The 23,231-nt window shown below is 26.0% G+C and carries 22 protein-coding genes and 1 pseudogene; 10 read left to right on the top strand and 13 right to left on the bottom strand.

Annotated elements, in window-relative coordinates:
- From Q0K19_RS12075 to Q0K19_RS12060, 4 genes and pseudogenes are all read right to left on the bottom strand, one after another.
- A pseudogene (locus Q0K19_RS12075) lies at window positions 1–545 on the bottom strand (hypothetical protein); the annotation flags it as partial.
- 137 nt (window positions 546–682) lie between these two features.
- On the bottom strand, window positions 683–1,600 hold the full coding sequence (locus Q0K19_RS12070; RefSeq protein WP_297248282.1) for an Rpn family recombination-promoting nuclease/putative transposase: 918 nt from the start codon (window positions 1,598–1,600) through the stop codon (window positions 683–685).
- 117 nt (window positions 1,601–1,717) lie between these two features.
- On the bottom strand, window positions 1,718–3,388 hold the full coding sequence (locus Q0K19_RS12065) for an ankyrin repeat domain-containing protein (RefSeq protein ID WP_297248280.1): 1,671 nt from the start codon (window positions 3,386–3,388) through the stop codon (window positions 1,718–1,720).
- Between the two features lie 138 nt (window positions 3,389–3,526).
- Complete coding sequence (locus Q0K19_RS12060; RefSeq protein ID WP_297248278.1) at window positions 3,527–5,458, bottom strand: hypothetical protein; 1,932 nt, start codon at window positions 5,456–5,458, stop codon at window positions 3,527–3,529.
- 375 nt (window positions 5,459–5,833) lie between these two features.
- Between Q0K19_RS12060 and Q0K19_RS12055 the strand changes: the two genes are divergently transcribed.
- Window positions 5,834–7,429 carry a potassium/proton antiporter gene (locus tag Q0K19_RS12055; protein WP_297248276.1) on the top strand — a complete coding sequence of 532 codons (1,596 nt, stop codon included), beginning with the start codon at window positions 5,834–5,836 and terminating at the stop codon, window positions 7,427–7,429.
- A gap of 156 nt (window positions 7,430–7,585) precedes the next feature.
- On the opposite strand, the gene Q0K19_RS12050 is transcribed toward Q0K19_RS12055, so the two are convergent.
- The 4 genes from Q0K19_RS12050 to def all read right to left on the bottom strand — a co-directional run bounded on the left by Q0K19_RS12050 (window position 7,586) and on the right by def (window position 11,101).
- Window positions 7,586–8,413 carry a GGDEF domain-containing protein gene (locus tag Q0K19_RS12050; RefSeq protein WP_297248274.1) on the bottom strand — a complete coding sequence of 276 codons (828 nt, stop codon included), beginning with the start codon at window positions 8,411–8,413 and terminating at the stop codon, window positions 7,586–7,588.
- Between the two features lie 110 nt (window positions 8,414–8,523).
- Window positions 8,524–9,768 carry a M23 family metallopeptidase gene (locus Q0K19_RS12045; RefSeq protein WP_297248272.1) on the bottom strand — a complete coding sequence of 415 codons (1,245 nt, stop codon included), beginning with the start codon at window positions 9,766–9,768 and terminating at the stop codon, window positions 8,524–8,526.
- 100 nt (window positions 9,769–9,868) lie between these two features.
- On the bottom strand, window positions 9,869–10,531 hold the full coding sequence (locus Q0K19_RS12040) for an HAD family hydrolase (protein WP_297248270.1): 663 nt from the start codon (window positions 10,529–10,531) through the stop codon (window positions 9,869–9,871).
- Between the two features lie 6 nt (window positions 10,532–10,537).
- Window positions 10,538–11,101 carry a peptide deformylase gene (gene def, locus Q0K19_RS12035; protein WP_297248268.1) on the bottom strand — a complete coding sequence of 188 codons (564 nt, stop codon included), beginning with the start codon at window positions 11,099–11,101 and terminating at the stop codon, window positions 10,538–10,540.
- A 198-nt stretch (window positions 11,102–11,299) separates the two neighbouring features.
- Between def and Q0K19_RS12030 the strand changes: the two genes are divergently transcribed.
- The 6 genes from Q0K19_RS12030 (at window position 11,300) to Q0K19_RS12005 (ending at window position 15,603) form a co-directional block, all read left to right on the top strand.
- Window positions 11,300–11,959 carry an HAD family phosphatase gene (locus Q0K19_RS12030; RefSeq protein WP_297248266.1) on the top strand — a complete coding sequence of 220 codons (660 nt, stop codon included), beginning with the start codon at window positions 11,300–11,302 and terminating at the stop codon, window positions 11,957–11,959.
- 1 nt (window position 11,960) lies between these two features.
- A complete protein-coding gene (locus Q0K19_RS12025; RefSeq protein ID WP_297248264.1) occupies window positions 11,961–13,043 on the top strand; it encodes a lipopolysaccharide assembly protein LapB in 1,083 nt (360 codons plus the stop codon).
- Between the two features lie 418 nt (window positions 13,044–13,461).
- Window positions 13,462–13,890, top strand: coding sequence for a flagellar basal body rod protein FlgB (gene flgB / locus Q0K19_RS12020; RefSeq protein ID WP_297248262.1), 429 nt, complete (start codon window positions 13,462–13,464; stop codon window positions 13,888–13,890).
- Between the two features lie 35 nt (window positions 13,891–13,925).
- Window positions 13,926–14,387, top strand: a complete 462-nt coding sequence (flgC, locus tag Q0K19_RS12015; protein WP_012670385.1) for a flagellar basal body rod protein FlgC — start codon at window positions 13,926–13,928, stop codon at window positions 14,385–14,387.
- 38 nt (window positions 14,388–14,425) lie between these two features.
- Complete coding sequence (gene fliE, locus Q0K19_RS12010) at window positions 14,426–14,797, top strand: flagellar hook-basal body complex protein FliE (RefSeq protein WP_297248260.1); 372 nt, start codon at window positions 14,426–14,428, stop codon at window positions 14,795–14,797.
- Window positions 14,798–14,823: 26 nt separating this feature from the next.
- Complete coding sequence (locus tag Q0K19_RS12005) at window positions 14,824–15,603, top strand: hypothetical protein (protein WP_297248258.1); 780 nt, start codon at window positions 14,824–14,826, stop codon at window positions 15,601–15,603.
- Between the two features lie 16 nt (window positions 15,604–15,619).
- On the opposite strand, the gene Q0K19_RS12000 is transcribed toward Q0K19_RS12005, so the two are convergent.
- Both Q0K19_RS12000 and Q0K19_RS11995 read right to left on the bottom strand, forming a co-directional pair.
- Window positions 15,620–15,967 (bottom strand): cytochrome C biogenesis protein, encoded by a 348-nt coding sequence (locus tag Q0K19_RS12000; RefSeq protein WP_297248256.1) that lies wholly within the window; start codon window positions 15,965–15,967, stop codon window positions 15,620–15,622.
- A gap of 80 nt (window positions 15,968–16,047) precedes the next feature.
- Window positions 16,048–16,791: a hypothetical protein gene (locus Q0K19_RS11995; protein WP_297248254.1), complete on the bottom strand. Its 744-nt coding sequence runs from the start codon at window positions 16,789–16,791 to the stop codon at window positions 16,048–16,050.
- Window positions 16,792–16,923: 132 nt separating this feature from the next.
- Between Q0K19_RS11995 and Q0K19_RS11990 the strand changes: the two genes are divergently transcribed.
- A complete protein-coding gene (locus tag Q0K19_RS11990) occupies window positions 16,924–17,964 on the top strand; it encodes a mechanosensitive ion channel family protein (protein ID WP_297248252.1) in 1,041 nt (346 codons plus the stop codon).
- 9 nt (window positions 17,965–17,973) lie between these two features.
- The gene (locus Q0K19_RS11985) at window positions 17,974–18,831 is read left to right on the top strand and encodes an aldo/keto reductase (RefSeq protein ID WP_297248250.1); all 858 of its coding nucleotides are present in this window, start codon (window positions 17,974–17,976) and stop codon (window positions 18,829–18,831) included.
- A gap of 41 nt (window positions 18,832–18,872) precedes the next feature.
- On the opposite strand, the gene Q0K19_RS11980 is transcribed toward Q0K19_RS11985, so the two are convergent.
- Window positions 18,873–19,772, bottom strand: coding sequence for a glycosyltransferase (locus Q0K19_RS11980; RefSeq protein ID WP_297248248.1), 900 nt, complete (start codon window positions 19,770–19,772; stop codon window positions 18,873–18,875).
- A 285-nt stretch (window positions 19,773–20,057) separates the two neighbouring features.
- On the opposite strand from Q0K19_RS11980, the gene Q0K19_RS11975 reads away from it, so the two are divergent.
- Window positions 20,058–20,909: an alpha-1,2-fucosyltransferase gene (locus Q0K19_RS11975; protein WP_297248246.1), complete on the top strand. Its 852-nt coding sequence runs from the start codon at window positions 20,058–20,060 to the stop codon at window positions 20,907–20,909.
- On the opposite strand, the gene Q0K19_RS11970 is transcribed toward Q0K19_RS11975, so the two are convergent.
- Both Q0K19_RS11970 and Q0K19_RS11965 read right to left on the bottom strand, forming a co-directional pair.
- On the bottom strand, window positions 20,902–21,897 hold the full coding sequence (locus Q0K19_RS11970) for a glyocosyltransferase (RefSeq protein ID WP_297248244.1): 996 nt from the start codon (window positions 21,895–21,897) through the stop codon (window positions 20,902–20,904). The genes Q0K19_RS11975 and Q0K19_RS11970 overlap by 8 nt on opposite strands.
- A 24-nt stretch (window positions 21,898–21,921) precedes the next feature.
- A complete protein-coding gene (locus Q0K19_RS11965; protein WP_297248242.1) occupies window positions 21,922–22,944 on the bottom strand; it encodes a glycosyltransferase family 8 protein in 1,023 nt (340 codons plus the stop codon).
- Between the last annotated feature and the right edge of the window lie 287 nt (window positions 22,945–23,231).

Genomic DNA, 23,231 nt, shown 5'->3' with positions numbered 1-23,231 from the left:
GATAAGAATAAAGCTAAATAAACATCAGCATCTTTTTTATTTAATTTTAATAATTCTTCTCTTGCTTTTTTTAATGCTAAATTTTGATCAACATATAAATATCCAACAGCATAATAATCTTCAACTTTACTATATATACCCCAATTACCCCAGCTTATTAAGAATTCCAGATTTAATGTGGCATAATTAACATTTGATATAAACTCTATAGAATATTTTTTTCTTTCATCATCATTTGCAAATTTCCTATTAAGAAAATCAAAATTCCTTTTTGCATATTCATTATTTTCTCTTAATTTTTTAAGCTTCTCATCAAATTTTGTTTTATCTGCTCTAACACCTTTATAAACATATTTCATATCAAAGAATTCTTTTTGATTATTTGTTTGTGATGTATTGGTTTGAATATTTTGAGTATTGTTGTTTTGTGATTTTTGATTAGTTTGAGTATTTTGTTCTGATTGATTTGTTTCTTTGTTTCCGCCGCATGAAATTACAGCAGTAATTAAAATAAATGCTGCAATTATAGAAATAAAATTTTTCATAATAAACCCTCTGTATGTATTATAGTTTTCGCATTATAAATTAGAATAATTAAAATTTCAATTATGGCATATTGCTATAATAAAAAAAGTGCATACATATATAATGCATGCACTTTTTATTGAAACTTTTATATTTATTATAAATTTTCTATTTCTTGTATACTCAATCCTGTTATTTTACTTATAATATTAATGTCTATATTTTCTTTTTTCATATTTTTAGCTGTTAATATTTGATTTTCTTTAATACCTTCTTTAATGCCTTCTTTAATGCCTTCTTCTTTAGCTTTCTTTATATCTATCTCCATACTTTTATTAAAGAAATATGTATCTACTTCTCGTTTTTTATACTTATCCATTACAGGACTATCATTAACAAAAGTACGGCATTTCTTCTCTACTTCTTCAAATATAGTATTTTCTTTCATTAAAATAGACATATTTTCCCCCTTAAAAAATTTAACCCAAGAAATGAATTCTTTATGTATATTATTTAAATTTTCTATTTTATTAATATCGTTAAAATTGAATTTAGGAAGTTCAACAAAATGTAATTGACAATGATCTGTAAGAATTTTATTATTATTTAATTCTTTTAAAATATAACAGCTATGTACTTTATCTTCATCAGTTAACATAAAATTAGTAATATTAATACTTACGGCAGGTCTTAATTCATCATAAAAAGAACCTCTATTTAAACTAGAACTATAATTATAAGCCCAATAATATAAAGCTCTTTTTATAAAATCTTCATTGCCTCTGGATTGTATTTCTATTAAAACTGTTATTCCTGTTTCTGTAGTAGCTTTTATATCAACAATGCTTTCTTTTTCATCATAATTTTCTGCAATATTGAAAGGATTTAATATTTCTATTTTTTTAAAAGTTTCAAAGTCTAAATCTTTAAATACTGCATTAATAAAATTTAAAGCTATATTTTCATTGCCTGCATGCGAAAACAAATAGCGTACAAAATAATCATTAATTCTATTTAAATTCTCAATGGTAACTGGTTCATTTAATATTTGTTTTAATTTATCCAAATCTTTCATAATATTATTATACAAAAAATAATTATAAAAGTAAAGTTTATAAAATTTGTATATTTTTATCAATAAAAAAGTGCATACATATAATGCATGCACTTTTTATTGAAACTTTTATATTTATTAGTAACTAAGATAAGTTTCTAAATTGTCAGGATTATTTAAATGATGAAGTGCTGCTTTGTCATCTTCTTCCATAACAATATCCATAGCTGTTTTTCCTTCTTTGTTTTTAATGTTATAATCGGCACCCATATTTATAATAACTCCTAACATACCATAACTTCCAACAACATTTTGTACGGCAACTATTAATGGAGTATCTCCGTTATCATTTTTTTTATTTACATCAGCACCGTTTTTTATCATATAGTAACAAAGATCTGTTCCAAACCAAACTTCACGTGCTAAATATGTTAAAGGAGTATCTCCTGTTGCTGAACATATAGCATTTAAATCAGGCTTCAAATCAATAATATCTTTAGCTAAACCAATATTACGATACTTCATTGCTATTATTAAAGGAGTATATCCGTATCCATCTTCTAAATTTATATCAGCACCTTTCTCTACTAGAAATTTAACCATCTCTTTATCATTTCTAGCAGCAGCTAAACCAAGAGGCGTAATTTTATCATATTGTTTATTCAAATCAGTATCATCTTTTACAAGTTTTTCTAATGCTTTCATATCGCCTTTTGATATAGCATTCATCAATTCATCATATCCATCTATATTATTTGAATCTTCACTTAATAATAATTTTTCTATTTCATAATATTTTCCATCTTTTACTAATTCTATGGCTTCTTCTCTAGTGGTATTAGTATTAAGATTAAAAACATCATTATCTACTAATAATTTAGTTATATCATAATTATTATATGCATAAAGCATATAATCATCAGCTGAGTTTAAATTTGCTCCTTCATTAATTAAAAATTTAGCCATTTCTACATAGCCGTTTTCAGCAGCTACTTTCAAAGGAGAATCAACCCAAAAACCGTCAAAAAATCTTTGTGCATCTATATCTTGTCCTATAGATAATAAATATTTAACCATTTCTATATTATTTTCTCTTACTGCATCAGGAATTAAAGTTTCTTTTGAATCTCCTCTTTTTACAAGAAGTTTAAGTATATCAAGATTGTTGTTGCCGATAGCAATATCTGTCAAATAAGTAGAATATTCATAACCATAATCTCTATTTTTATCAAGTCCTTTATCAATTAAGATTTTAGTCATTTCAGGATTATTATTTCTAACAGCATAGTAAAGCATATCAAGACCGCCTTCTGTTTCTGTTTCCATACCGCTTGCTCTGGCATTAACATCAGCACCTTCTTTTATAAGCTCTTTTGCTAAATCATTGTATCCGAATTGTACTGCCAAAAACAAAGGAGTAGAATCTTGATATATATATTTATCACCAAAATTTGTCATTTCAGTGATTTTTCCTTCTAGTCCTTCCTCTGCCAATAATTTTGATATTTCGTATATTGGTGCTTTATATTTATGTTCATTAAGTATTTCATCTATTTTTTTATATCCTGTAGGTATAGGATCCATTTCTGTACCTTGAATATATTCATTAGTATATTTAGTTGTATCAATGTTAATATCAATATCTGTATTATGATTTTCATTTGTAGTTGTAGGATTAATATATACTTTATTAGTTTCTGTTTGATTAGTTTGAGTATTTTCTGTTTGCTCTGTTTCTTTGTTTCCGCCGCATGAAATTATCGAAACTATTAAAACAAAAATAGAAATAATAGAAAGAACTGCTTTCATTTTTTTACCCTCTTTTTTATATGTAATTATTTTTTATAATAAATTAAAATAATTAAAATTTCAATTATAAAATATTTTAAGAATAAAAAAAGTGCATACATATATAATGCATGCACTTTTTATTGAAACGATTAAAAATTATTGTATGTTCAAAATCTTAAGCATTTCAGCTTCTATTGCTTTAATATCGCCTTTTGCTTCCTGAATAGTTTTGATTTCTGCTCTTCTTTGTTCTAATAACTCTTCCTGACCTTGTTTATCCAAAGTTTCTTTTTTAGCAAAATATGCATCGCTTATAAGTTTATCAGCCATTCTCAAAGTTCTGTCTGATACTATTGCTTTATCTGATGCATTTTCTGCTTTAGACATATCAAAGCTGGCATCAGTTTTTAAAGCTCCTTCAGGTACTCCGTCAAGTATACTTCCTTTCCATTCCAATTTAGGCTGATAACTATATGTAATATAATTAAAATAATCTGCATTCTTTATTTCATTGTTATCAATAAATATATCCAAAGCCTCAGTAGAAGCTTCATTTAACAAAAACATTTTATTTTTACCGTCTTCAGTATATATTTTTTGACTTTTATTTAAATCCTGAAAATCTTGATTATTAATAAGCTGTCCTATTTCTGAATCAAAATCTATTTCCAAATTCTCTTTCAAAAGTAAAGTAAAATTAACTGTACCGCCTCTTCCTCCACCATAATCATAATCCCCCGAAAGCATTAATTCTTCTTTACCGTCATTATTGATGTCGCATAAAAAGAAAGATGGATATACACACCAACCCATTGTTTCATCTATATACTCCAAATATTTTTCTTCATAAAATTTACCGAAACTTATAAATTTGGAGCCTTTAGTATAATTTTTCAAATCATTTGTAGAAATTGAATTAATTTCAGCAGATTCTACTTCATCTATATCTCCAAGTCTGAAATTGTAAGTTTTTATCTCTTCAAATGAAGCATATATATGATCATTCATAAACTCAGGATTATAATAATGCATATTTACTCTTGATTCAATTAAAAATGTATTTTTCTTAAACTCAAGAAAACTAAGTCCATTCCATCCGTCATAAGCATCTTCATTATTATGATCATAATAATTTCTAAAATACTCCGCATCATCAAAATATAATTTATCATCGCTGAGTCTATTTGTAACATATGTTTTTAAATATTTATTTATTATATTCGTATTAAGTATTTCTGGTACTATATTTACTGCAGCTACTTTAGCTGTACCTTCCAATTCAATTGAACTTAAAGAATAATTATTTTCATTAAATAAATCTATATATCCATTATTTTTTGCAATATATCTAGAGAAACCATTGTTATAAGCATCAGCAACTAATTTTTCTGCTCTTAAAGAATCAGGAGCTTCTATTATATAATCAACTAATTTCATTTTATTGCTGTAAGCATTATCATCATCATACTTTGCTATCATCATAGATATATTAGTTCCGCCTGCTTTTTTCCATTCTGTTAAATACTTTTTTTCTTCTTCAAAATAATAAAGCGAATCGCAAGCAAAATGAGATAAGAACAAAGCTAAATAAACATCAGCATCTTTTTTATTTAATTTTAATAATTCTTCTCTTGCCTTTTTTAATGCTAAATTCTGATCAACATATAAATGTTCATCAGCATAATAATCTGTCAAATCTTCATTATATTTATCCCAAGTGCTGAATGTTTCACTAAATGGATCATAATTAACATTTGATATAAACTCTATAGAATATTTTTTTCTTTCATCATCATTTGCAAATTTCCTATTAAGAAAATCAAAATTCCTTTTTGCATATTCATTATTTTCTCTTAAATTTTTAAGCTCTTCATCAAATTTAGCTTTATCTACTCTAACACCTTTATAAACATATTTCATATCAAAGAATTCTTTTTTAGTTTCTGTTTTTTGATTATCAGATGAAGCAGTTTTTTGTTCATTAGTATTTTGTGATGTTTGATTTGCTTCTTTACTGCCACCGCCTCCGCATGAAATTATAACAATCATTAAAATAAATGCTGTAATTATAGGAATAAGTTTTTTCATAGTAAACCGTCCATAAGTATTTTTATGTATCATAAATTAAAATTATCAAAATTTCAATTACAAAATATTTTTAACAATAAAAAATTGTATACATATAATGCATATAATTTTTATCAAATATATTATAAAGAGTTAATTAAAATTATCCTATAAAAGTAAATGTAATTATTATTTTAAGACTTAACATTTTTATATACTGCAATACTCATTTATTTAGTTAATCTTAAATGATAATTAATAAAAATAAATTATAATATTATTAGTAAAATATATATAATAATCTCAAACTTTTAGTATTAATTGAAAAATAATATTTGTATTTTTTTTAAAAACCATATATATTTATAGCAAATATTTCTTTGATAATAGGTTTTTATGAATTCAACTATATTGTTATCTTCTATAATAATTATACTATGTATAATAGTAAGTAAAATTTCGGTAAAGGTAGGAGTCCCATCTCTTTTACTTTTCTTAGTTTTGGGAATGGCTTTTGGTACAGACGGCATTTTAAAAATAGAGTTTGATGATTATAAAATTGCTGAGGAACTAGCCACTATAACATTGATATTCATCATGTTTTACGGCGGTTTTGGTACTAATTGGAAAGTTGCAAAACCTGTGGCAAATCAGGCATTTCTCCTTTCATTTGTAGGTACTTTTATAACATCTATGATTACAGGTTTATTATGTCATTATGTGCTAAAATTAAACTTTTTTGAAAGTTTTTTAATAGGTTCTGTGGTAGGATCAACAGATGCTGCATCTGTGTTTTCTATACTTCGTTCTAGGAGTTTAAACCTTAAAGACGGACTTGCTTCATTGCTTGAGCTTGAAAGTGGAAGTAACGACCCTATGTCTTATATGCTTACTGTCATATTTTTGGGGCTTATAGGAAAAACTTTGACATCTCCTCTATCTATTGCATATATGGTATTCGCTCAAATAGTATTTGCTTTGGCAGTTGCGGCGGCTGTATCTTTTATGGCTTATAATATGCTTAAAAGGTTTAAATTTCCTGTTAATGGACTTGATACTATATTTGTACTTGCTGTAGCATTGCTCTCATATTCTCTTTCTTCTTATTTAGGAGGAAACGGATATTTAACTGTTTATGTAGTTGGTATAGTTTTAGGAAATACAAAGATTAAAAATAAAGTTACATTGGTTCATTTCTTTGACGGAGTTACAGGACTTATGCAGATGGTTCTGTTTTTTATGCTTGGGCTTTTGTCTTTTCCTTCAAGAATATTAAATGTTGCTCCTACTTCTATTTATGTGTCATTATTTGTAACATTGATAGCTAGACCTATAGCTGTGTTAGCTATATTAACTCCATTTAAAATATCATTAAAAAAACAGCTTTTTGTTATGGCAGCAGGACTTAGGGGGGCAGCTTCTATTGTATTTGCTATATTTGTAATAGTTAATAATAATCCTATAAGTTATGACATATTCCATGTGGTGTTTTTCTTATCTATAATATCTGTATTGCTTCAAGGAACATTCCTTCCTATTATAGCAAAAAAGCTGGATTTGGTAGACTCTGATGAAAATGTACTTAAAACTTTTAATGACTTTGTAGATGATTCAGATATGGAGCTTATACAAATTAAAATACCGCCTACGCATCATTGGGTTGGCAGGCCTATTATGGAAATAGAGCTTCCTGAAGAATCAATTATAGTTACTATAGAAAGAGGGGATAGTACTATAATTCCAAATGGTAAAACTGTAATAGAGTCAGGTGATATTGTAATACTTAATGCTAAAAAGACTAAATATTATGATATTAGTCTTAGAGAGATACATATTAATAAGCGTCATCCTTGGAAGGATAAGGAATTAAAAGATTTAAATTTACCTCAGAATAATTTAGTTGTTATGATAAAAAGGGGAGAATCTACTGTTATACCTAAAGGAAATACTGTTATTAAAGATAAAGATATTGTATTAGTCAGAGATCTTTAATTTTTTATATTTATTTTTTACCATAGTTTGTGTGAATGGTTATATTATATAGTATTTTTCATAAATAATCTCCCACTTTTATTTAGCTTTAACATACTAAAGCTAAATAAAAGTGACTATTATTCTTATATTCCTAATAATTATAAAAAAATTGAATTAAAAATCTAATATAACAGACTTGTTTCTTCCGGTTTCTTTAGCATTATATAAGGATTGATCTGCTTTGTTAATAAAAGTTCTTAAACTAGTATTTTCCTCTTTTATAGCACCGCCTAAAGATGCTGTTGCTTTTAGAGAATATTCTTCTGTAGATAAATCTGTTTCTATTATTGAAGTTCTTATTTCTTCCATAGCATTTAGAAGCTCTTTTTTATTATCTATATCAAATACTATGATGAATTCTTCTCCTCCATATCTTGCTAATACAGATTTATGTATTAATTTTTTTAAAGAATCTTTCATTACTTTTGAAACTAATTTTAATACATGATCTCCTATATTATGTCCATAAGTATCATTGTAATGCTTGAATTTATCTAAATCGACTATCACTATAGAATATATTTCATTAGTAATTTCTTTTTCCTGAAGATATTTTATTATATATCCGCGATTGTATAAACCTGTGAGCTTATCTCTATTTGCCAAAAATGAAAGTTTTTCGCTATATAATATTATTGATAAATAATTGATAAGTATTTGTATCTTATCTTCATTTTTGTCAGTATTAATTATTATATATCCGAATTTATTGCCTCTAGCGAATAATGTATATTCTTTATTATTAGTTTTGTCATTAATAACCAATTTATTTTTTGATGTATACCACAATCTTGCTTCTCCGATCTCTTCTTTGTAGAAGTAAACGGCAAAACTTTTTATAAAATCTTTGGAACTTGCCTCAAAGGTTTTTATTATTCCGTCTACAGAAAATGGTTCGGGTATATCATTTAGAATATTAATAACTTTAATAACATCATTCATAATTGAAACATTATACAAAAATCAAAATATATTGCAAATACTAATATTAATGAAATATAAAAATAAGGGACTCTTATTCTAAGAATCCCTTTATTTATATTAATTATTTATTATCTTCTTCCTCTTAAATATTTCTTTATAGGTATAAAATCAGCAGGATTTAATGCCACACCGTTTCTTCTAACTTCAAAATGTAAATGGCTTCCTGTAGATCTTCCTGTGCTTCCCATTCTTCCTATCATAACACCAACGCCTACAGTAGCCCCAGCTTTTGTAGTTATTGAATTAAGGTGTCCGTAATATGTTGTATATCCTTTATCATGACGAACTATTACTAAATTACCATAACCGCCGCTGTATCCTGCAAATATTACTTTTCCTTTTCTAGCAGCATATACAGGAGTATTAAGTCTTCCAGGTATATCGACACCCATATGTTTAGTTCTAACACCTGTGATAGGGTGAACTCTATATCCAAATACACTGCTTATTCTAGTTATAGTTGTAGGAATACTGAACATCTGTCCGAATTTATCGATTCTTTCATCTAAAGTATATTTAGCACCTGGTAAAAATATATCATCTCCAACTTCAATATTGCTAGGATCACTTATTTTATTAAATGCAAGGACTCTGTTTAATGAAACATCGTATCTTTCAGCAATTTCTTCTATAGACTCATCTTTTTTTATTGTATATAATAATCCGTTTCTATTAGGTACAACAATTTTTTGTCCCGGTCTTAATCTATTAGCATTGGTGATTTTATTTACGCTTACTAAAGTATCTAAATTAGCACCTATTTTTCTTGATATTGTAGTAAGGTTATCTCCTTCTTCTATGATATATTCATCATATTTCATTCCTATAGTGCCATCTCCAACTAAAGTATTGTCAGAAGTTATAGAATTATAGAATATATCTGTGGCATTTTCTAATGTTACTGCTGATGTTACAGTAGGTACTTCAGATATGCTTGAAGCATTATAGCTTACCTGTTCAGGAGATATTTCATCTAATATTTTTGAATATGCAGTATTAGCAGGCATTTTATCTTCAGGTAAAATAGCTGCATTAGATGTATGACGCATATTTATTATTAAAAAATTAGCTAAAATCATAAATAATGATAATGATACTACAGCTAATGCGAATTTTTTGATTATCGATAAGAAAATATTATTTTTTTTATCATTACTTGTATATCTTGTAGAATGAACATAAGTTGTTCTTATTCTTTGAATACCATTGCTTTTACTTAATTTTGACTTGATTTTGAATAATATATCTTCTATATAAGAAAGAATATTATCATTATTTCGGATTTTGGTGTACTTAAATTTGTTATTTTTCATATTGTTACTGTTAAATTAATACTTATTTTATTACTAATAAATAATTCATTCTAATATACAAATATTTTATAGTATTGTCAAGTATATAATTTTTTTTTAATTAAAATTTTTTCTTAATTATATAATCGGCAATCTCATTGAATGAATTTAAATAATAATTGTTTTTTAATTCTAACAAAATGTTTTTATCTGTTATTCCATATAGAGCTAACAAACATTTTATACTTGAATTACAAGCAAATTCATAATCAGGTATTCCATCCCCAATCATAATTGTTTCATATTCTATTAAATGATAGTCTTTTTTTAAGCTATGCCATATATTAACATCTGGTTTCCTGTATGGATAAACACCATCACCTATAACAGCCTTGAAATATTTTTGTATATTTAGTTTTTCTACTGTTTTTATAGCCATTTTATTAGGTTTATTGCTTATAACAAACATATTAATATTATGATTGTATAGTGTATCTAAAGTTTCATAAACGCCGTCATAAACTTTAGTGTTGTCTACACAATGTTCTTCATAGTATTTTATATAGAATTTATATACTTTTTCCTCAATTTCTTCATTATTACTATATTTATTAACAGCTCTTTTTATAAGAAGTTTGGCTCCGTTTCCAACAAATTTATGAGTATCTTCAATGGATATGGCTTGTAAATTAAAGTGTTTTAATGAAGTATTTACACAATTATATATATCTAATATAGAATCAGCTAAAGTTCCGTCTAAATCGAATATTATATTTTTTATCATAATTAATCATCTATTTTTTAACATTTCTCTGTTGCTTGCTTTTTTTATGCCTCTAACTGTATTGTTTCTAAGTTCTTTTAATTCTCTTTTTAATCTTCTCTTCTGAAATGATTCTAACCTATCTATAAATGATATTCCGTTTGTATGATCTATTTCATGCTGAAGCACTTTTGCTATATAATTTTCAGCATCAAGAATCTGTTCATTGCCGTCTCTATCTAAATATTTTACTTTAATTTGAGTATATCTTGCAACATCATCTCTTATTTCAGGGAATGAAAGGCATCCTTCTTCTAAACTTTCGGTTTCATCATTATGCCATATTATCTCTGGGTTTATTAATGCCAATTTGAAATCCGGTTTTTTTTCATCATCAAAATCAGGAACAGATATAACTATAAGCCTCTTTAATACTCCAATTTGAACCGCTGCAAGTCCTACACCTCTCTCTTTATACATCGTTTCAAACATATCGTCTATTAAAGTGAGTATTTCATCATCTATTTTTTCTATTTTTTCTGATTCTTTTTGTAATCTTTCATCTCCGTATATTACTAATTCTCTTAGCATATTATCTCCTAAAATTATATATATATTTATAAACTATTATTTATAACAATTATTAATTAATATTAAATCTAATATATAATATTAAATTTTTTATTTATAGTCAAGTGATTTTTTAGTTTACATAATTTTTTTATTAATTATAAGTTAAAATCTGAAAATTCCTTTGACAAATGATTTTTTTGTAGTAGAATACATTTTATGATGAGAGTTGCATATTTCGATTTGGATAAAACTATATTAAATAAAGATTCCATATTTCCATTTATGATGTTCTATTTAAAAAAGAATCCTTCAAGTATAATGCATTATATAGCTTTGATACCTTATTTCTTATTATTTTGTTTAAAGATAATAGATAATCAAAAAATAAAATATCAAATAGCACATATATTTACAAATATAGATATAGAGTTTGGAGATAAAATAGGTAAAGAATTTGCTGATAATATAGTACCTTCTTTATATTATAAAGATGCTTTGGAAGAGATAAAGAAGTTAAAAAATCAGGGATATACATTGATTTTAGTTACCGCTAGTTTTGAAATTTATGCCAAATATATAGCTGAAAATTTAGGTTTTGATAGATGTATGGGTACTGAGTTATGGACTTTTAGGGGAAAATATACCGGATATATGTACGGTAAGAATTGTTATGGTGCTGCTAAAAGATACAGATTATTTACTGAGCATTTTTTTCCTCATCATAGCGATAAAAATATAGCATACAGCGATTCTATAAGTGATTTACCTCTTTTTAATTTTGCCGACACTAAAGTATGCGTTAATCCTGATAATAAATTAAAAGAGCATGCTTTAAAAAATAAAGATAAAGGTTTTACTATAGTTAATTGGAGATAATATGACTGAAAATATTAATAATGTCTATGATAATGCAGCAATAGATGAAGATATTAAAGATATCATCAAAGAAAATAATGATATTATTGCAGAAAAAATTAATAATCTTATAGATATAAATAATATTTCTTATGCCAAAAAATTAGCTTTAGAACTGATAAAAAAAGATAATAAATACAAATACGGATACTTAGTTTTAATTGACATATATTATGAAGAAAATGATTTCAAATCTGTAATAGAATTGATTGATAATGCTCTTAATTTTATAAAAGATGATAAAGATTTACTTGAAAATAAGATAGAGGCACTTATAAGCACTTATGAATATGAAGAAGCAAAGAATGTAATAGAAAAGCTTATATCTTTCGGAAATGCTGATTCAAGTGTTTATGGACAGTATGGAATTTTACTTTCTATAGAAGGAAAACATAATGAGGCTATAGAAAAATATAAAAAAGCTATATCAATAGATAATGAAGATGTTTTATCTATGATTAATATGTCTGTAGCTTATAGAGCATTATATAAATATGATGATGCTTTGAATATTTTAGACAGAGCATTAACTATAAATAAAAATGATTCAAATATTATAAACAGAATAAACAATATAAAATACTTAATAGATAATTCAAAATTTGATACAGGAAGATTAACAGCTATACAGGCCAATCCTGACAGATTTAATTTATTAGTTCCTGAAAATTTCGATGCTTCTATAGAAGGCTCTTTATTAAAAATAGAAAGTTCTGACAAGAGAATATCAATAATCATAAGCTATAGCGATAAAAAATATGATGAAGTTGCTATAAAAGAGCTTTTTGATGGATTTAGAAGCAGAAGAGGGGAGCTTTACTCTATAATTACACCTATATCCATAAGACAAAGAGAAGAATATAATGATCTATTTGCAGAGTATATATTCATATCAAAGATAAATAAAAATGATTTCTTTAATGCTATAACTGTAGTAGGCAAGGGTGAAGAATCTATAATACTCACAATATCAGCAACTGTTACAGTGAGCATTCATTTAATATCATTTGCTAAAGAAGTTATGAATAGTTTGTATTTCAAATAAAAATATAAAATTTAATCTAATTATAATACATTTTATAAAATAGTATTTTACTATATTGATTGTTAAATTAATATATACTAAAAATTTTTAAGTTTGTCAACTATTCGCCATAGAGGCTTTCCCCACGGTACTGCAAATTATTATGGATAGCCAACTATATGTGCGGCTGATTACTTATTATTGTATAAATATGTCGTTTTATATTACATTTAAATATATTTTACTACTATGTGTTAATATTTTATATTATTTATAAGTTATAATTGCATTCAAAAATAATCAAAAATTGACAAAATGTAGTTGTTTAGGTATATAGCAATATAATTTACATAATATAATCCTAAAAAAATATTAAAGCACTTTTTCATTAAACCGACAATATTCATAAGTATAATTTTATAATTTAGAGGTTATAACTATGAGTATGTTTGCTGATACAACCTATGCTAAAACTATGACAGTAGCCAAGAAGCTTTTAAATGTTTATGGACTTAGAGCTGAGGTTATAGCCGATAATATAGCAAATGTATCTACACCTAATTTCAAAAGAAGCGATGTAACTTTTGAATATCAGCTTGCTAGAGCTTTAGACAGTGAAAATTATAATGGTATGGAAGCTAAAAGAACTGATTCAAGACATTTTCCTTTTCATATGCCTATGGATTATAAACAAGTTACACCTAATATTACAGTAGATTATGATACTAGCTATAGAAATGATAAAAACAATGTTGATATAGATAAAGAAATGGCTGAAGAAGCTAAAAACACTTTAAGATATCAAATGTTTACGCAAATAGTTAATGCTCAATATAGAGAAATCAGAAGAATGATAGGTAATGCTTAATCAGTATTATTTAAATTCTTAAAGGAGTAACAGAAATGGGAATATTTTCAATTATAAATACATCAGGAAGCGGTTTAACTGCTCAAAGAACTAGATTAGATGTCATAGCTGATAATATAGCAAATGTTAATACAACAAGAACTACAGAGGGCGGAGCTTTCAGAAGAAGCAGAGTAATATTCAAGCCTAGAGATGACGGCAATAAATACAGAAGCCCATTTTTACCAGATGCTTTACAGCCTAATGTTGGTACTGGTGTAAGAGTATTCAGTATAGAAAAGGATATGGAAACTGCAACTAGATTTGTATATGATCCTTCTCACCCTGATGCTATCAAGTATGGTGAAAAAGCTGGTTATGTAGAAATGCCTAACGTTAACCCAGTTACAGAAATGGTTGATATGATGGAGGCTTCAAGAGCTTATGAGGCTAATTCTACTATGATTCAGTCAGCTAAAACTATGTTTGGAAGTGCTTTGAATATAATAAGATATTAATTTTTTTACGACAGCAATAATATTTTAAGGATATTTTTATGAATATTAATAGTGTAATGAATGCTTATAGTATGAATAATACAAGAACAGGTAATGCAGGAGATAATTACGGATTCGTACTAAAAACTACTGATCCTAGACATTATGGACCTGCTCAGCAGTTAAGAAGAAGTTCAAGCAATGATTTAATAAGCAATTTCGGTACAATGCTAAGCGATGCCATTGATGCTGTAAATCAGAAGCAGGTTGACAGAGATAATATAATAGTTCAAGCTGGTATAAGACCTGATCAGGTTGATGTATCAGATGTAATGAACGCTATTGCTGAAGCTGAATTATCTCTTAGCTTTACAAAGGCTGTAATTGATAGAGCTGTAAGAGCTTATCAAGAAGTAACTACTTATAGATAATAAATTCATCAAATAAATTAGTAATAATGAACAATAATAAGCTGTTCTCCTTCAAAAAAGAGTTATTAAGGGCAAGCGTTTATGGTGTAATAGCCATAGCGTTTGCCAACTTAATTTTCTTTTCAATCTATAACAATAATCAAATATATATAACTATAATTTTAATAATACTTGAAATAATAACTCTTGTTTTTTTATATATCGATGCTTCTAATATCAATAAAAGAAAATTATTATTCATAAAAAATAATTCTATATTAGAGCATAATATAAATAAAAAAGTAAGTAAAGAAAATATAATAGATAGACTTAGATATTTCGGATATAGTATGTATTCTATTAATTCATCAAGAGTTTTTATTAATGCTGAAGTTATAAAAAATAAAAAATCTATTATAATACATGCTTACTATTTCTTTTTAGTTGATATTGATAAAGATGGGGAAGCTGTTTTAAATAATATAAAAAATGAACTTAATGAAATATTCGATTTGTATGTAGATGATAATCAAAAACTTTTTAAAAAAGATGATAATGATAAAGACAAAATAGTAAAAGCTAAATTATATAATCATGCTGTTTTTCTTTTCTATGGTGATAATATACCAAGCAGGCTTATAGACATGTCAGAATATGGATATACAAAAGAAAAATTATTAAACAGCAATGCACAAATATTCAGCGTATCATATTTGCCAAGTGATAACAAATTATATTTTGCTGATGCAATAGAAAATGTAATAAACTTAAATAAATTTCCAAAGAATGATTTTGTTTATATTATAAAAGATATATTTTCTTTATAACTTCATAAATAAAAAATTAATAATTTAAATTCACATCGAATCTGTCATTTAAAAGCGGAATTATATTTATAACAGGCTCTTCATAAGGGTGAACTTCTTTCATTACTTTTATAATGTTTTCTATATTTTTTACATCTGTAGAAAATTCCACCTTATCTTCAGGAGCTTCTGATATTTCATTAACTTTTCCGTCAAAAGGATTAGCATTTTCTAAAGGACGCCAATAACCTGTGATTTTTGTTACAGACATTACATTATCATAATTTCCAATGCCTAAAGCTCCTATATCGTTTAGAGCCTCTCTAAGTTTTTGAGTATATTCTTCCGGTATATATATTTCTATTTTTACTTTTCTTATATTCATTATTAACTCTCCTTAAAATTATTTTAAAAATAAAGAGCATAGTAAAAATACCATGCTCTTTTTACAATCATATTAAAATATTATTTTGTTTCAGTTAAAGTACCAGTAATTTTTATTATATTATTTTCAAAAGTAGCTTGTAAATCACCTTTCCAATAAGGAGTACCTTCTTTAGCTTTATCAACTATCAAAGAAGCAGCATCAGTATTGAAATCAAAATCATTTGTAACAACAGCTTCGCTTCTTTTAAAGTTTTCAGTACCGCCTCCTATTTTGAAAATACCATTAGCATCTGATTTCATTTCAAAAACATAAGGATCAACTGTTTTACCGCCGGCATGTACGAATCTTATTGTTATAACTCCGTCAGCACCTTTTGTTATTCCTGTACCTGTAACTTTAGGGCCTGTTTTTCCTTCAGCAGTTCTTTGAGCTATTCCAGAACCAGACATACCATCATCTATATATCTTGAAGCATTAGCAGTACCGAATAGTAAGAATTGTCCCATACTTACTTCCATTCTATTATTTAATACATTATTATCTGTTGATCTGTATTTATTTAATAGATCAGGTGTTCTTGAAGGAGTAGAAGCAGCTGTAGCTGCATCTATTTTTCCGTCTATATCACCATAAGTACCTGTAACTTTTAAATATGAATTGCTGCTTATTACACTATTATTTGTATCGCCTATAATAGCTTGGAAATCTATTGTTAATGTTCCATTTTCTGCTGAAGATGTATCAGCAGGTGCATCAGTTTTTTGATTTCCGCATGCAATAAATAAAATACATACGATAAAAATACTAAGAATTTGTTTCATTATTTGACTCCATGATTTTTTTATTGTTTTATATACTAATATACTATTTATTTTATGTCAAATTGTATTTGAAAAATTGACATTATATAGTAAAATTAATATCACTAAAATAATTATCTAATTGGAGAAAATATGCAGTATCTTAAAGAAACAGTATTTTGGAATAATTCATTACTTCAATATTTAATAGCAGTAGGAGTTTTAATTATTAGTATAATTGCTATGAATTTAGCATTGATGTTTCTTTTAAAGATTTTGTTAAAATTAAATACAAAATTTCAAAATCCTTTTGTTGTAAATCTAATAAAAAGTATAAAAAAAAGAACAAAGCCTATTATATTTATAGCTTCATTAGCAATAGCAAGAATAGGGCTTACACTTCCAAAAGAAGAGAGCGGATACTTTGGAAAAATAGTTGTTGTATTTATAATAGTATTTACTACATTGTTTATATGCGATGTAATCACCAACTTTACTAATAATTATTTATCTAAGAAAAAAGATGTTGTAATATCTGATGGTATTATCACTATATTAAAAGCCTTAATATGGGTTATCGGGTTTTTAACAATACTTTCAAATTTAGGTGTTAATGTTAATACATTTATTGCTGGACTTGGTATAGGTGGTGTAGCAGTAGCTTTTGCAGCACAAAGTATAATTGCAGATTTATTTAATTATTTTGTAATAGTATTTGACAAACCATTTTTGAAAGGTGATTATATACAAATAGATGCTGATAAAGGTGTAGTTGAATATATTGGAATAAAATCTACTCGTATAAGAAGAAACAGCGGTGAGCAGCTTTTAATATCAAATACTAATTTGCTTGCTTCAAGGATACAAAACTATAGAATATTAGAAAAGAGAAGACAATATATGGTAATAGGAGTTGAATATTCTACACCATTAGAAAAATTAAAAGTTATACCAAATACTATACAAACGATTATAGAAAGCACTAGTAATACAGAATTTTACAGTGCTAGATTTATAGAATTTGCTGATTCTTCTCTTAATTTTGAAGTTATATATCATGTAACTATACCTGATTATGCTGAATTTGTTAAAATAGTTGAAGATATTAATTATAAAATAATAGATGAATTTAATAAATTGGGTGTAGGTTTTGCATTCCCTTCAAGAACTTTATATATAAGCAAAGATAGTTAAGGATTATTTATGAATTATACATTATTAAAATCTGGTAATAAAATCCCTAATTTTGGAATAGGAACTTGGGGATTAGGCGAAAATGAAGATAAAAAAGAAAAAGAAATAAAATCTGTAGTATTTGCTTTACATAATGGCATAAGATTAATAGACACAGCTGAAATGTATGGAAATGGAGGAGCTGAAAGAATAGTAGGAGAAGCTTTAAAAACAGCTGATATAAATAGAGATGAACTTTTTATAGTTTCTAAAGTATATCCTCATAATGCAGGAAGAGATAAAATATTTGATAGTTTAAAAGCATCATTGAAGCGTTTGGGATTAGATTATTTAGATATGTATTTACTTCATTGGAGAGGCAGAGTGCCTTTAAGAGAAACTGTTGAATGTATGGAAGAAGCCAAAAAGGAAGAGCTTATAAAAGATTGGGGTGTTTCCAATTTTGATGTTGATGATATGAAAGAACTTGAATCATTAAAAGACGGTGATAAATGCGTACTTAATCAGGTATTATACTATTTAGGTTCTAGAGGTGTTGAATTTGATTTAGCACCATATATGAAAGAGAGAAATATATCTTTGATGGCATATTCGCCTTTGGGAAGGGCAGGAGAACTTGGAAGAAATATTTTTAGAAATAATACAGTTCTTGAAATAGCCAAAAAACATAATGCATCTGCTTCTCAAATAGCATTAGCATTTATTAGTAAGGTTTCAGGATATATTCCTATACCTAAGAGTGCAAGCAGAAGACATCTTGCTGAAAATATTAAAAGCCAAAATATTATACTTACTGATGAAGATATAGATATGATAAATAAAGAATTTCCAAAACCTTATAAGAAAGTTCCTTTGGATATAGTATAAAATACTATAGAGATAATGTTTTATATTAAAAATCTAATATGTTATCTAATATAATGTTTTTGATAAAAATAACTTCTGAATTTATCTCTCAGTTTTCTATTTGGAATCCACCATGCTATAGCATTTATAATTTGTTTTTTAATATTTTTATATTTTGATCCGCCCAAAGATAGCCATTTTTTATTATTTTCTTCCCACTCTTTATTATGTATGCCATCCCAAAATTTTAAATTCCAAGCACAAGAATGAACTATAATAGCATCATCAAGATCATCAAAAACATATCTATTATATTTGTTTGTAAAATCTCCAATATTGATATTAAATTCTTGAACCATTAAATTTAATATTACTTGATCTGCTGATTTCCATTCTTCAGCTTTATTATAACACCATTCTTTTATTGAACTTTTATCCTTAATCATTTTTTTGTTGAAAAGAAGAACACCAGAATTAAAAACTCTTCTATCTATATCATATTTTAATTGTTCATTAGATATAGTATTAAAATTTTGATTTTCTAAATTACTTTTTATAGGTGTTTTTTCAAAGGCAGCATACATATCATATTCATTCATATCTAATATTTCTGCTATATCTTTTTGTATTAATACATCAGTATCTAAATATAATATTTTCTCATATTCATTAAGTAAATCAAAAACCTCATATCTGGCATGAGCCATATTTGTAAAATATTTTATAGCATTAGATTCATTATATTCATGACCGAAGATTTTGTCATATTTATTTATAATAAAATTTTTATATATCTTTTTTAATGCATTTTCATCTTTTATATTCATATCTTTATCTACATATAATATAATATCGTATTCTTCTTCTGGAAGGGAGAAATGCTTTTTTAAACCTATCAAAACATTTCCAACAGCAAATATTTGATTTGTAGTAGAACATAAAAGAATAGCTAATTTCTTCATTTATTTTATTTCCTTAATAAAAAAATAATAGTTTATTGACATTTTTTTATTATACTATAAAATAAAATTAATGGTAGTATATTTATATTTTTCTAGTGTAAAAGACAGTCTACAGTCTACAGTCTACAGTCTACAGTCTACAGTCTACAGTCTACAGTCTACAGTCTACAGTCTACAGTCTAGTATTGTAATATTATATATATTTTTATTATACCTTATATTTAAAAAAAATATAAGAGTATATATGTTGCAGCTTTTATACAAAACTACATTTAGGAGAATTATGTGGTAGTTTTGTATGAGAGGTACGGCAATCATAGTAATAGATTGATTCAAAATATGCATTTTGAAGCATACTGTAAACATCATAATATAGCATTTTATAATCTTGATTTTTATGATATAGAAAATATTTATGGTATTAAAACAGAAGTAAATTATACTAATATGAATAAATTGCTTGCATATTTTTTAACTAAAAAAAGAAAAATAGTAGAAAATGTAATATGGGAAATTAATAAAGTAAAATTTAGTTTAATATTATTGTATGTATATGATCAGAAATGGCATGAAAATAATTATGAATTTTATGAGAAGCAGATATTAAAACATAAAAAATCTATTATTTTAGTAAAAAGCTGGTATTTTAGATGTAATGATTATATTGATATGTATAGAGATTATTTTGTAAAGAAGTACACTCCTATTAATCTTAATTCTGATGAATATAATAGTATAAAAAATATATTTGTAAATTATGATATAAAAGTGGGTATTCATATAAGGAGAGGTGATTATAAAGAGTGGAATGGAGGACAATATTATTATGAGGATAATGTATATAATGATATAATAGAGCAGTTTGTTAATTTATATAAAAATCAAAAAATATTGTTTATTTTATTTTCAAATGAAGAAATTACTTTAAAACCAAATTATGATTATGTTATTTCAAAATGCAAATGGTATGAAGATCATAGTTTAATGAGTATGTGTGATTATTTGATAGGACCGCCTTCTACTTTTACATCTTGGGCTAGTTTTATAGGCAATGTTCCAACATATCATATTAAAAATAAAGATAAAAATATAGAATTATCAGATTTTATATTAGACGGTATATATAATATTATTTAATACTCATCATTTTCTTTTTAAACTTATCTCTCCAATTGTTTCTAATGCTTCTAATAGGTATATACCAAGCTATTTTATCTATAATTTTAGTTATTATATAATTTAGTCTTGCCACCTCAGGTATTAATTCTTCTAAATATTTAACCTCAAACCATTCATGAAGTATTTTTTCATCTATATCCATATTTCTTTTTATCTCAGTAGGATGTATTATTTTTTCTATAGGGTATGTAGGTAAATTAGCAACATGACAGTCAGAATCAAAAGTATGAGTTCCTTCTTTTGTAAACCCTATATTGCTAACAAGATTAATATTAGGATCTATACAAAATCCTTCATTAGCTATTATGGATATAACCCATTGATAATCCCAAGTATCTATTTCTAAATTCATCATAGATATAGTTATTGATTTCCAATAATGCTGCATGTTTTTATCTTTGTATATCATTTCAATTTTTCTTTCTATATCTTTATAATCATATCTTTTTAAAGTAAAATCAAAATGTTTCCAAGCACGTCTCCAAGAAGCCCATCCCCAACATCTTGCTATAGAAGTAAAATTGTATGTATATTCAGAATAAGGTTCTCCTATATGGTTTGAACCTATATGCATTATTTTTTCATTATCTTTATAATAATTCAATAATTCTTCGCAGTAATAAAAGAAAGATTTATTAGGCAGACAATCATCTTCGAGTATGATACCATCTTCTTCATTTTCAAAAAACCAATCTATAGCACCGGATACTGCTTTTCCGCATCCTAAATTTTCATCTCTGAATAAAGTTTTTACTTCGCATTCCCAATCAACATATTTGATTATTTCTCTCGCCTTTATACATTTTTTATATTCGCCTCTTTTATTTTTTCTAGGCCCATCGGCAGCAACGTATAAACGCGGCGGTTTTACTTCTCTTATAGCTTCAAATACTTTTTTGGCAGTATCAAATCTATTGAATACTATAAGTAAAATAGCTTTATTCATTATTGTCCTCTTGTTTAATATTATTTATTTAAATTTTTCCCTAAATCTATCACGCCATTTTTTGAAAGGCAGAAGTCTTCCTATATCTCTTCTTTTGATATAATCTATAGATATATTAATCTGTATTCCAAATATTACTATTTGAAGCACTTTATCGCTGCTGTATATTCCAAAAAGTTTTATCCAGTTTCCTTTTAAACGCACATCATCATAATCATAAAATTTCTGTTTTAATATGGTTTGAAATGCCGTTATAGGTTCATCTCTAAACCAAGGTGTATATTGATAATATTTCCAATATTCATCTATTAATAGTGATGTTCGGCAGTTTTTCATCCAAGGTTTTTCAAATCCAAGATAATGAACTATAATAGCATCTTTTAAATCGGGTGATTCATAATGATATCTTTTATCAGCAAAAAAAAGCCACTTTTCATCTATATATTTTACTTTATCTTCAAGAACAGCATTCAATATATCCTGATCTCCAAAACAAGTTTTATAATTTTTTTCATAATAATCTATAAATTGCTGTTCTATATTATTTTCTTTCCATAATTTATTATTTATTAATAAAAAACCAGAGCAGAAATATTTATTATTTTTTTTATTTTTAGCTTTTTCTAATTCTTCTAAATGTTCCACAACAAAAGCATAATAATCTTCTAAATCCATTAAAAATAATTCTCTTAAGCTTTCTGTTACTATTAAGTCAGAATCTAAATATAATATTTTATCAACATCTGGTATTAATGATGCTATTGATAGTCTGTAAAACATAGCAGGAGAAAAATATAATTTAGCTAAGGTTTTTTCAAACCAAGCATTATATCTTTCTATGTCTGGTGTATAGAATATTATATCGCAGTCTTTTATATTTTTTAATGATAGTATTTTATCTTTATTTTCTTTACTTATTCCGCCGTCTATTAAATGAAATGTTATTTTTTCGTCTTCTAAACTATTTTTTAATACTGATGCAATAGCAGTACCCATATATGGAGCATAATTATTATCTGCTGCAAAACATATATTCATTTCTATCATTTCATTTTTTCCTGAGTATCTTTAACTATTTTTTTAATGATATCATTAATTTTATAATTTGCAAATTTAAATTTATATATCCTAATGATAAAGATAATAGAATCATAGATTTGTACCTTTAATTAATATTATAATAAATTATAAATTGACATTTTTATAGTTGTATTATATATTTATATAATGTTATTATATATTTCTAACATAAAAGTTGACAGTCTACAGTCTACAGTCTACAGTCTACAGTCTACAGTCTACAGTCTACAGTCTACAGTCTACAGTCTACAGTC

The organism is uncultured Brachyspira sp. (genome assembly GCF_944393015.1).
Classification (GTDB): Bacteria; Spirochaetota; Brachyspiria; order Brachyspirales; family Brachyspiraceae; genus Brachyspira.
Note: the sequence above shows the minus strand (reverse complement) of the source record. Positions and strands in the feature narration are given on the sequence as shown.

Coding starts and splice junctions, on each gene's coding strand:
- Q0K19_RS12070 (WP_297248282.1), bottom strand. CDS start 1,600: ATGAAAGATTTGGATAAATTAAAACAAATATTAAATGAACCAGTTACC.
- Q0K19_RS12065 (WP_297248280.1), bottom strand. CDS start 3,388: ATGAAAGCAGTTCTTTCTATTATTTCTATTTTTGTTTTAATAGTTTCG.
- Q0K19_RS12060 (WP_297248278.1), bottom strand. CDS start 5,458: ATGAAAAAACTTATTCCTATAATTACAGCATTTATTTTAATGATTGTT.
- Q0K19_RS12055 (WP_297248276.1), top strand. CDS start 5,834: ATGAATTCAACTATATTGTTATCTTCTATAATAATTATACTATGTATA.
- Q0K19_RS12050 (WP_297248274.1), bottom strand. CDS start 8,413: ATGAATGATGTTATTAAAGTTATTAATATTCTAAATGATATACCCGAA.
- Q0K19_RS12045 (WP_297248272.1), bottom strand. CDS start 9,768: ATGAAAAATAACAAATTTAAGTACACCAAAATCCGAAATAATGATAAT.
- Q0K19_RS12040 (WP_297248270.1), bottom strand. CDS start 10,531: ATGATAAAAAATATAATATTCGATTTAGACGGAACTTTAGCTGATTCT.
- def (WP_297248268.1), bottom strand. CDS start 11,101: ATGCTAAGAGAATTAGTAATATACGGAGATGAAAGATTACAAAAAGAA.
- Q0K19_RS12030 (WP_297248266.1), top strand. CDS start 11,300: ATGATGAGAGTTGCATATTTCGATTTGGATAAAACTATATTAAATAAA.
- Q0K19_RS12025 (WP_297248264.1), top strand. CDS start 11,961: ATGACTGAAAATATTAATAATGTCTATGATAATGCAGCAATAGATGAA.
- flgB (WP_297248262.1), top strand. CDS start 13,462: ATGAGTATGTTTGCTGATACAACCTATGCTAAAACTATGACAGTAGCC.
- flgC (WP_012670385.1), top strand. CDS start 13,926: ATGGGAATATTTTCAATTATAAATACATCAGGAAGCGGTTTAACTGCT.
- fliE (WP_297248260.1), top strand. CDS start 14,426: ATGAATATTAATAGTGTAATGAATGCTTATAGTATGAATAATACAAGA.
- Q0K19_RS12005 (WP_297248258.1), top strand. CDS start 14,824: ATGAACAATAATAAGCTGTTCTCCTTCAAAAAAGAGTTATTAAGGGCA.
- Q0K19_RS12000 (WP_297248256.1), bottom strand. CDS start 15,967: ATGAATATAAGAAAAGTAAAAATAGAAATATATATACCGGAAGAATAT.
- Q0K19_RS11995 (WP_297248254.1), bottom strand. CDS start 16,791: ATGAAACAAATTCTTAGTATTTTTATCGTATGTATTTTATTTATTGCA.
- Q0K19_RS11990 (WP_297248252.1), top strand. CDS start 16,924: ATGCAGTATCTTAAAGAAACAGTATTTTGGAATAATTCATTACTTCAA.
- Q0K19_RS11985 (WP_297248250.1), top strand. CDS start 17,974: ATGAATTATACATTATTAAAATCTGGTAATAAAATCCCTAATTTTGGA.
- Q0K19_RS11980 (WP_297248248.1), bottom strand. CDS start 19,772: ATGAAGAAATTAGCTATTCTTTTATGTTCTACTACAAATCAAATATTT.
- Q0K19_RS11970 (WP_297248244.1), bottom strand. CDS start 21,897: ATGAATAAAGCTATTTTACTTATAGTATTCAATAGATTTGATACTGCC.
- Q0K19_RS11965 (WP_297248242.1), bottom strand. CDS start 22,944: ATGATAGAAATGAATATATGTTTTGCAGCAGATAATAATTATGCTCCA.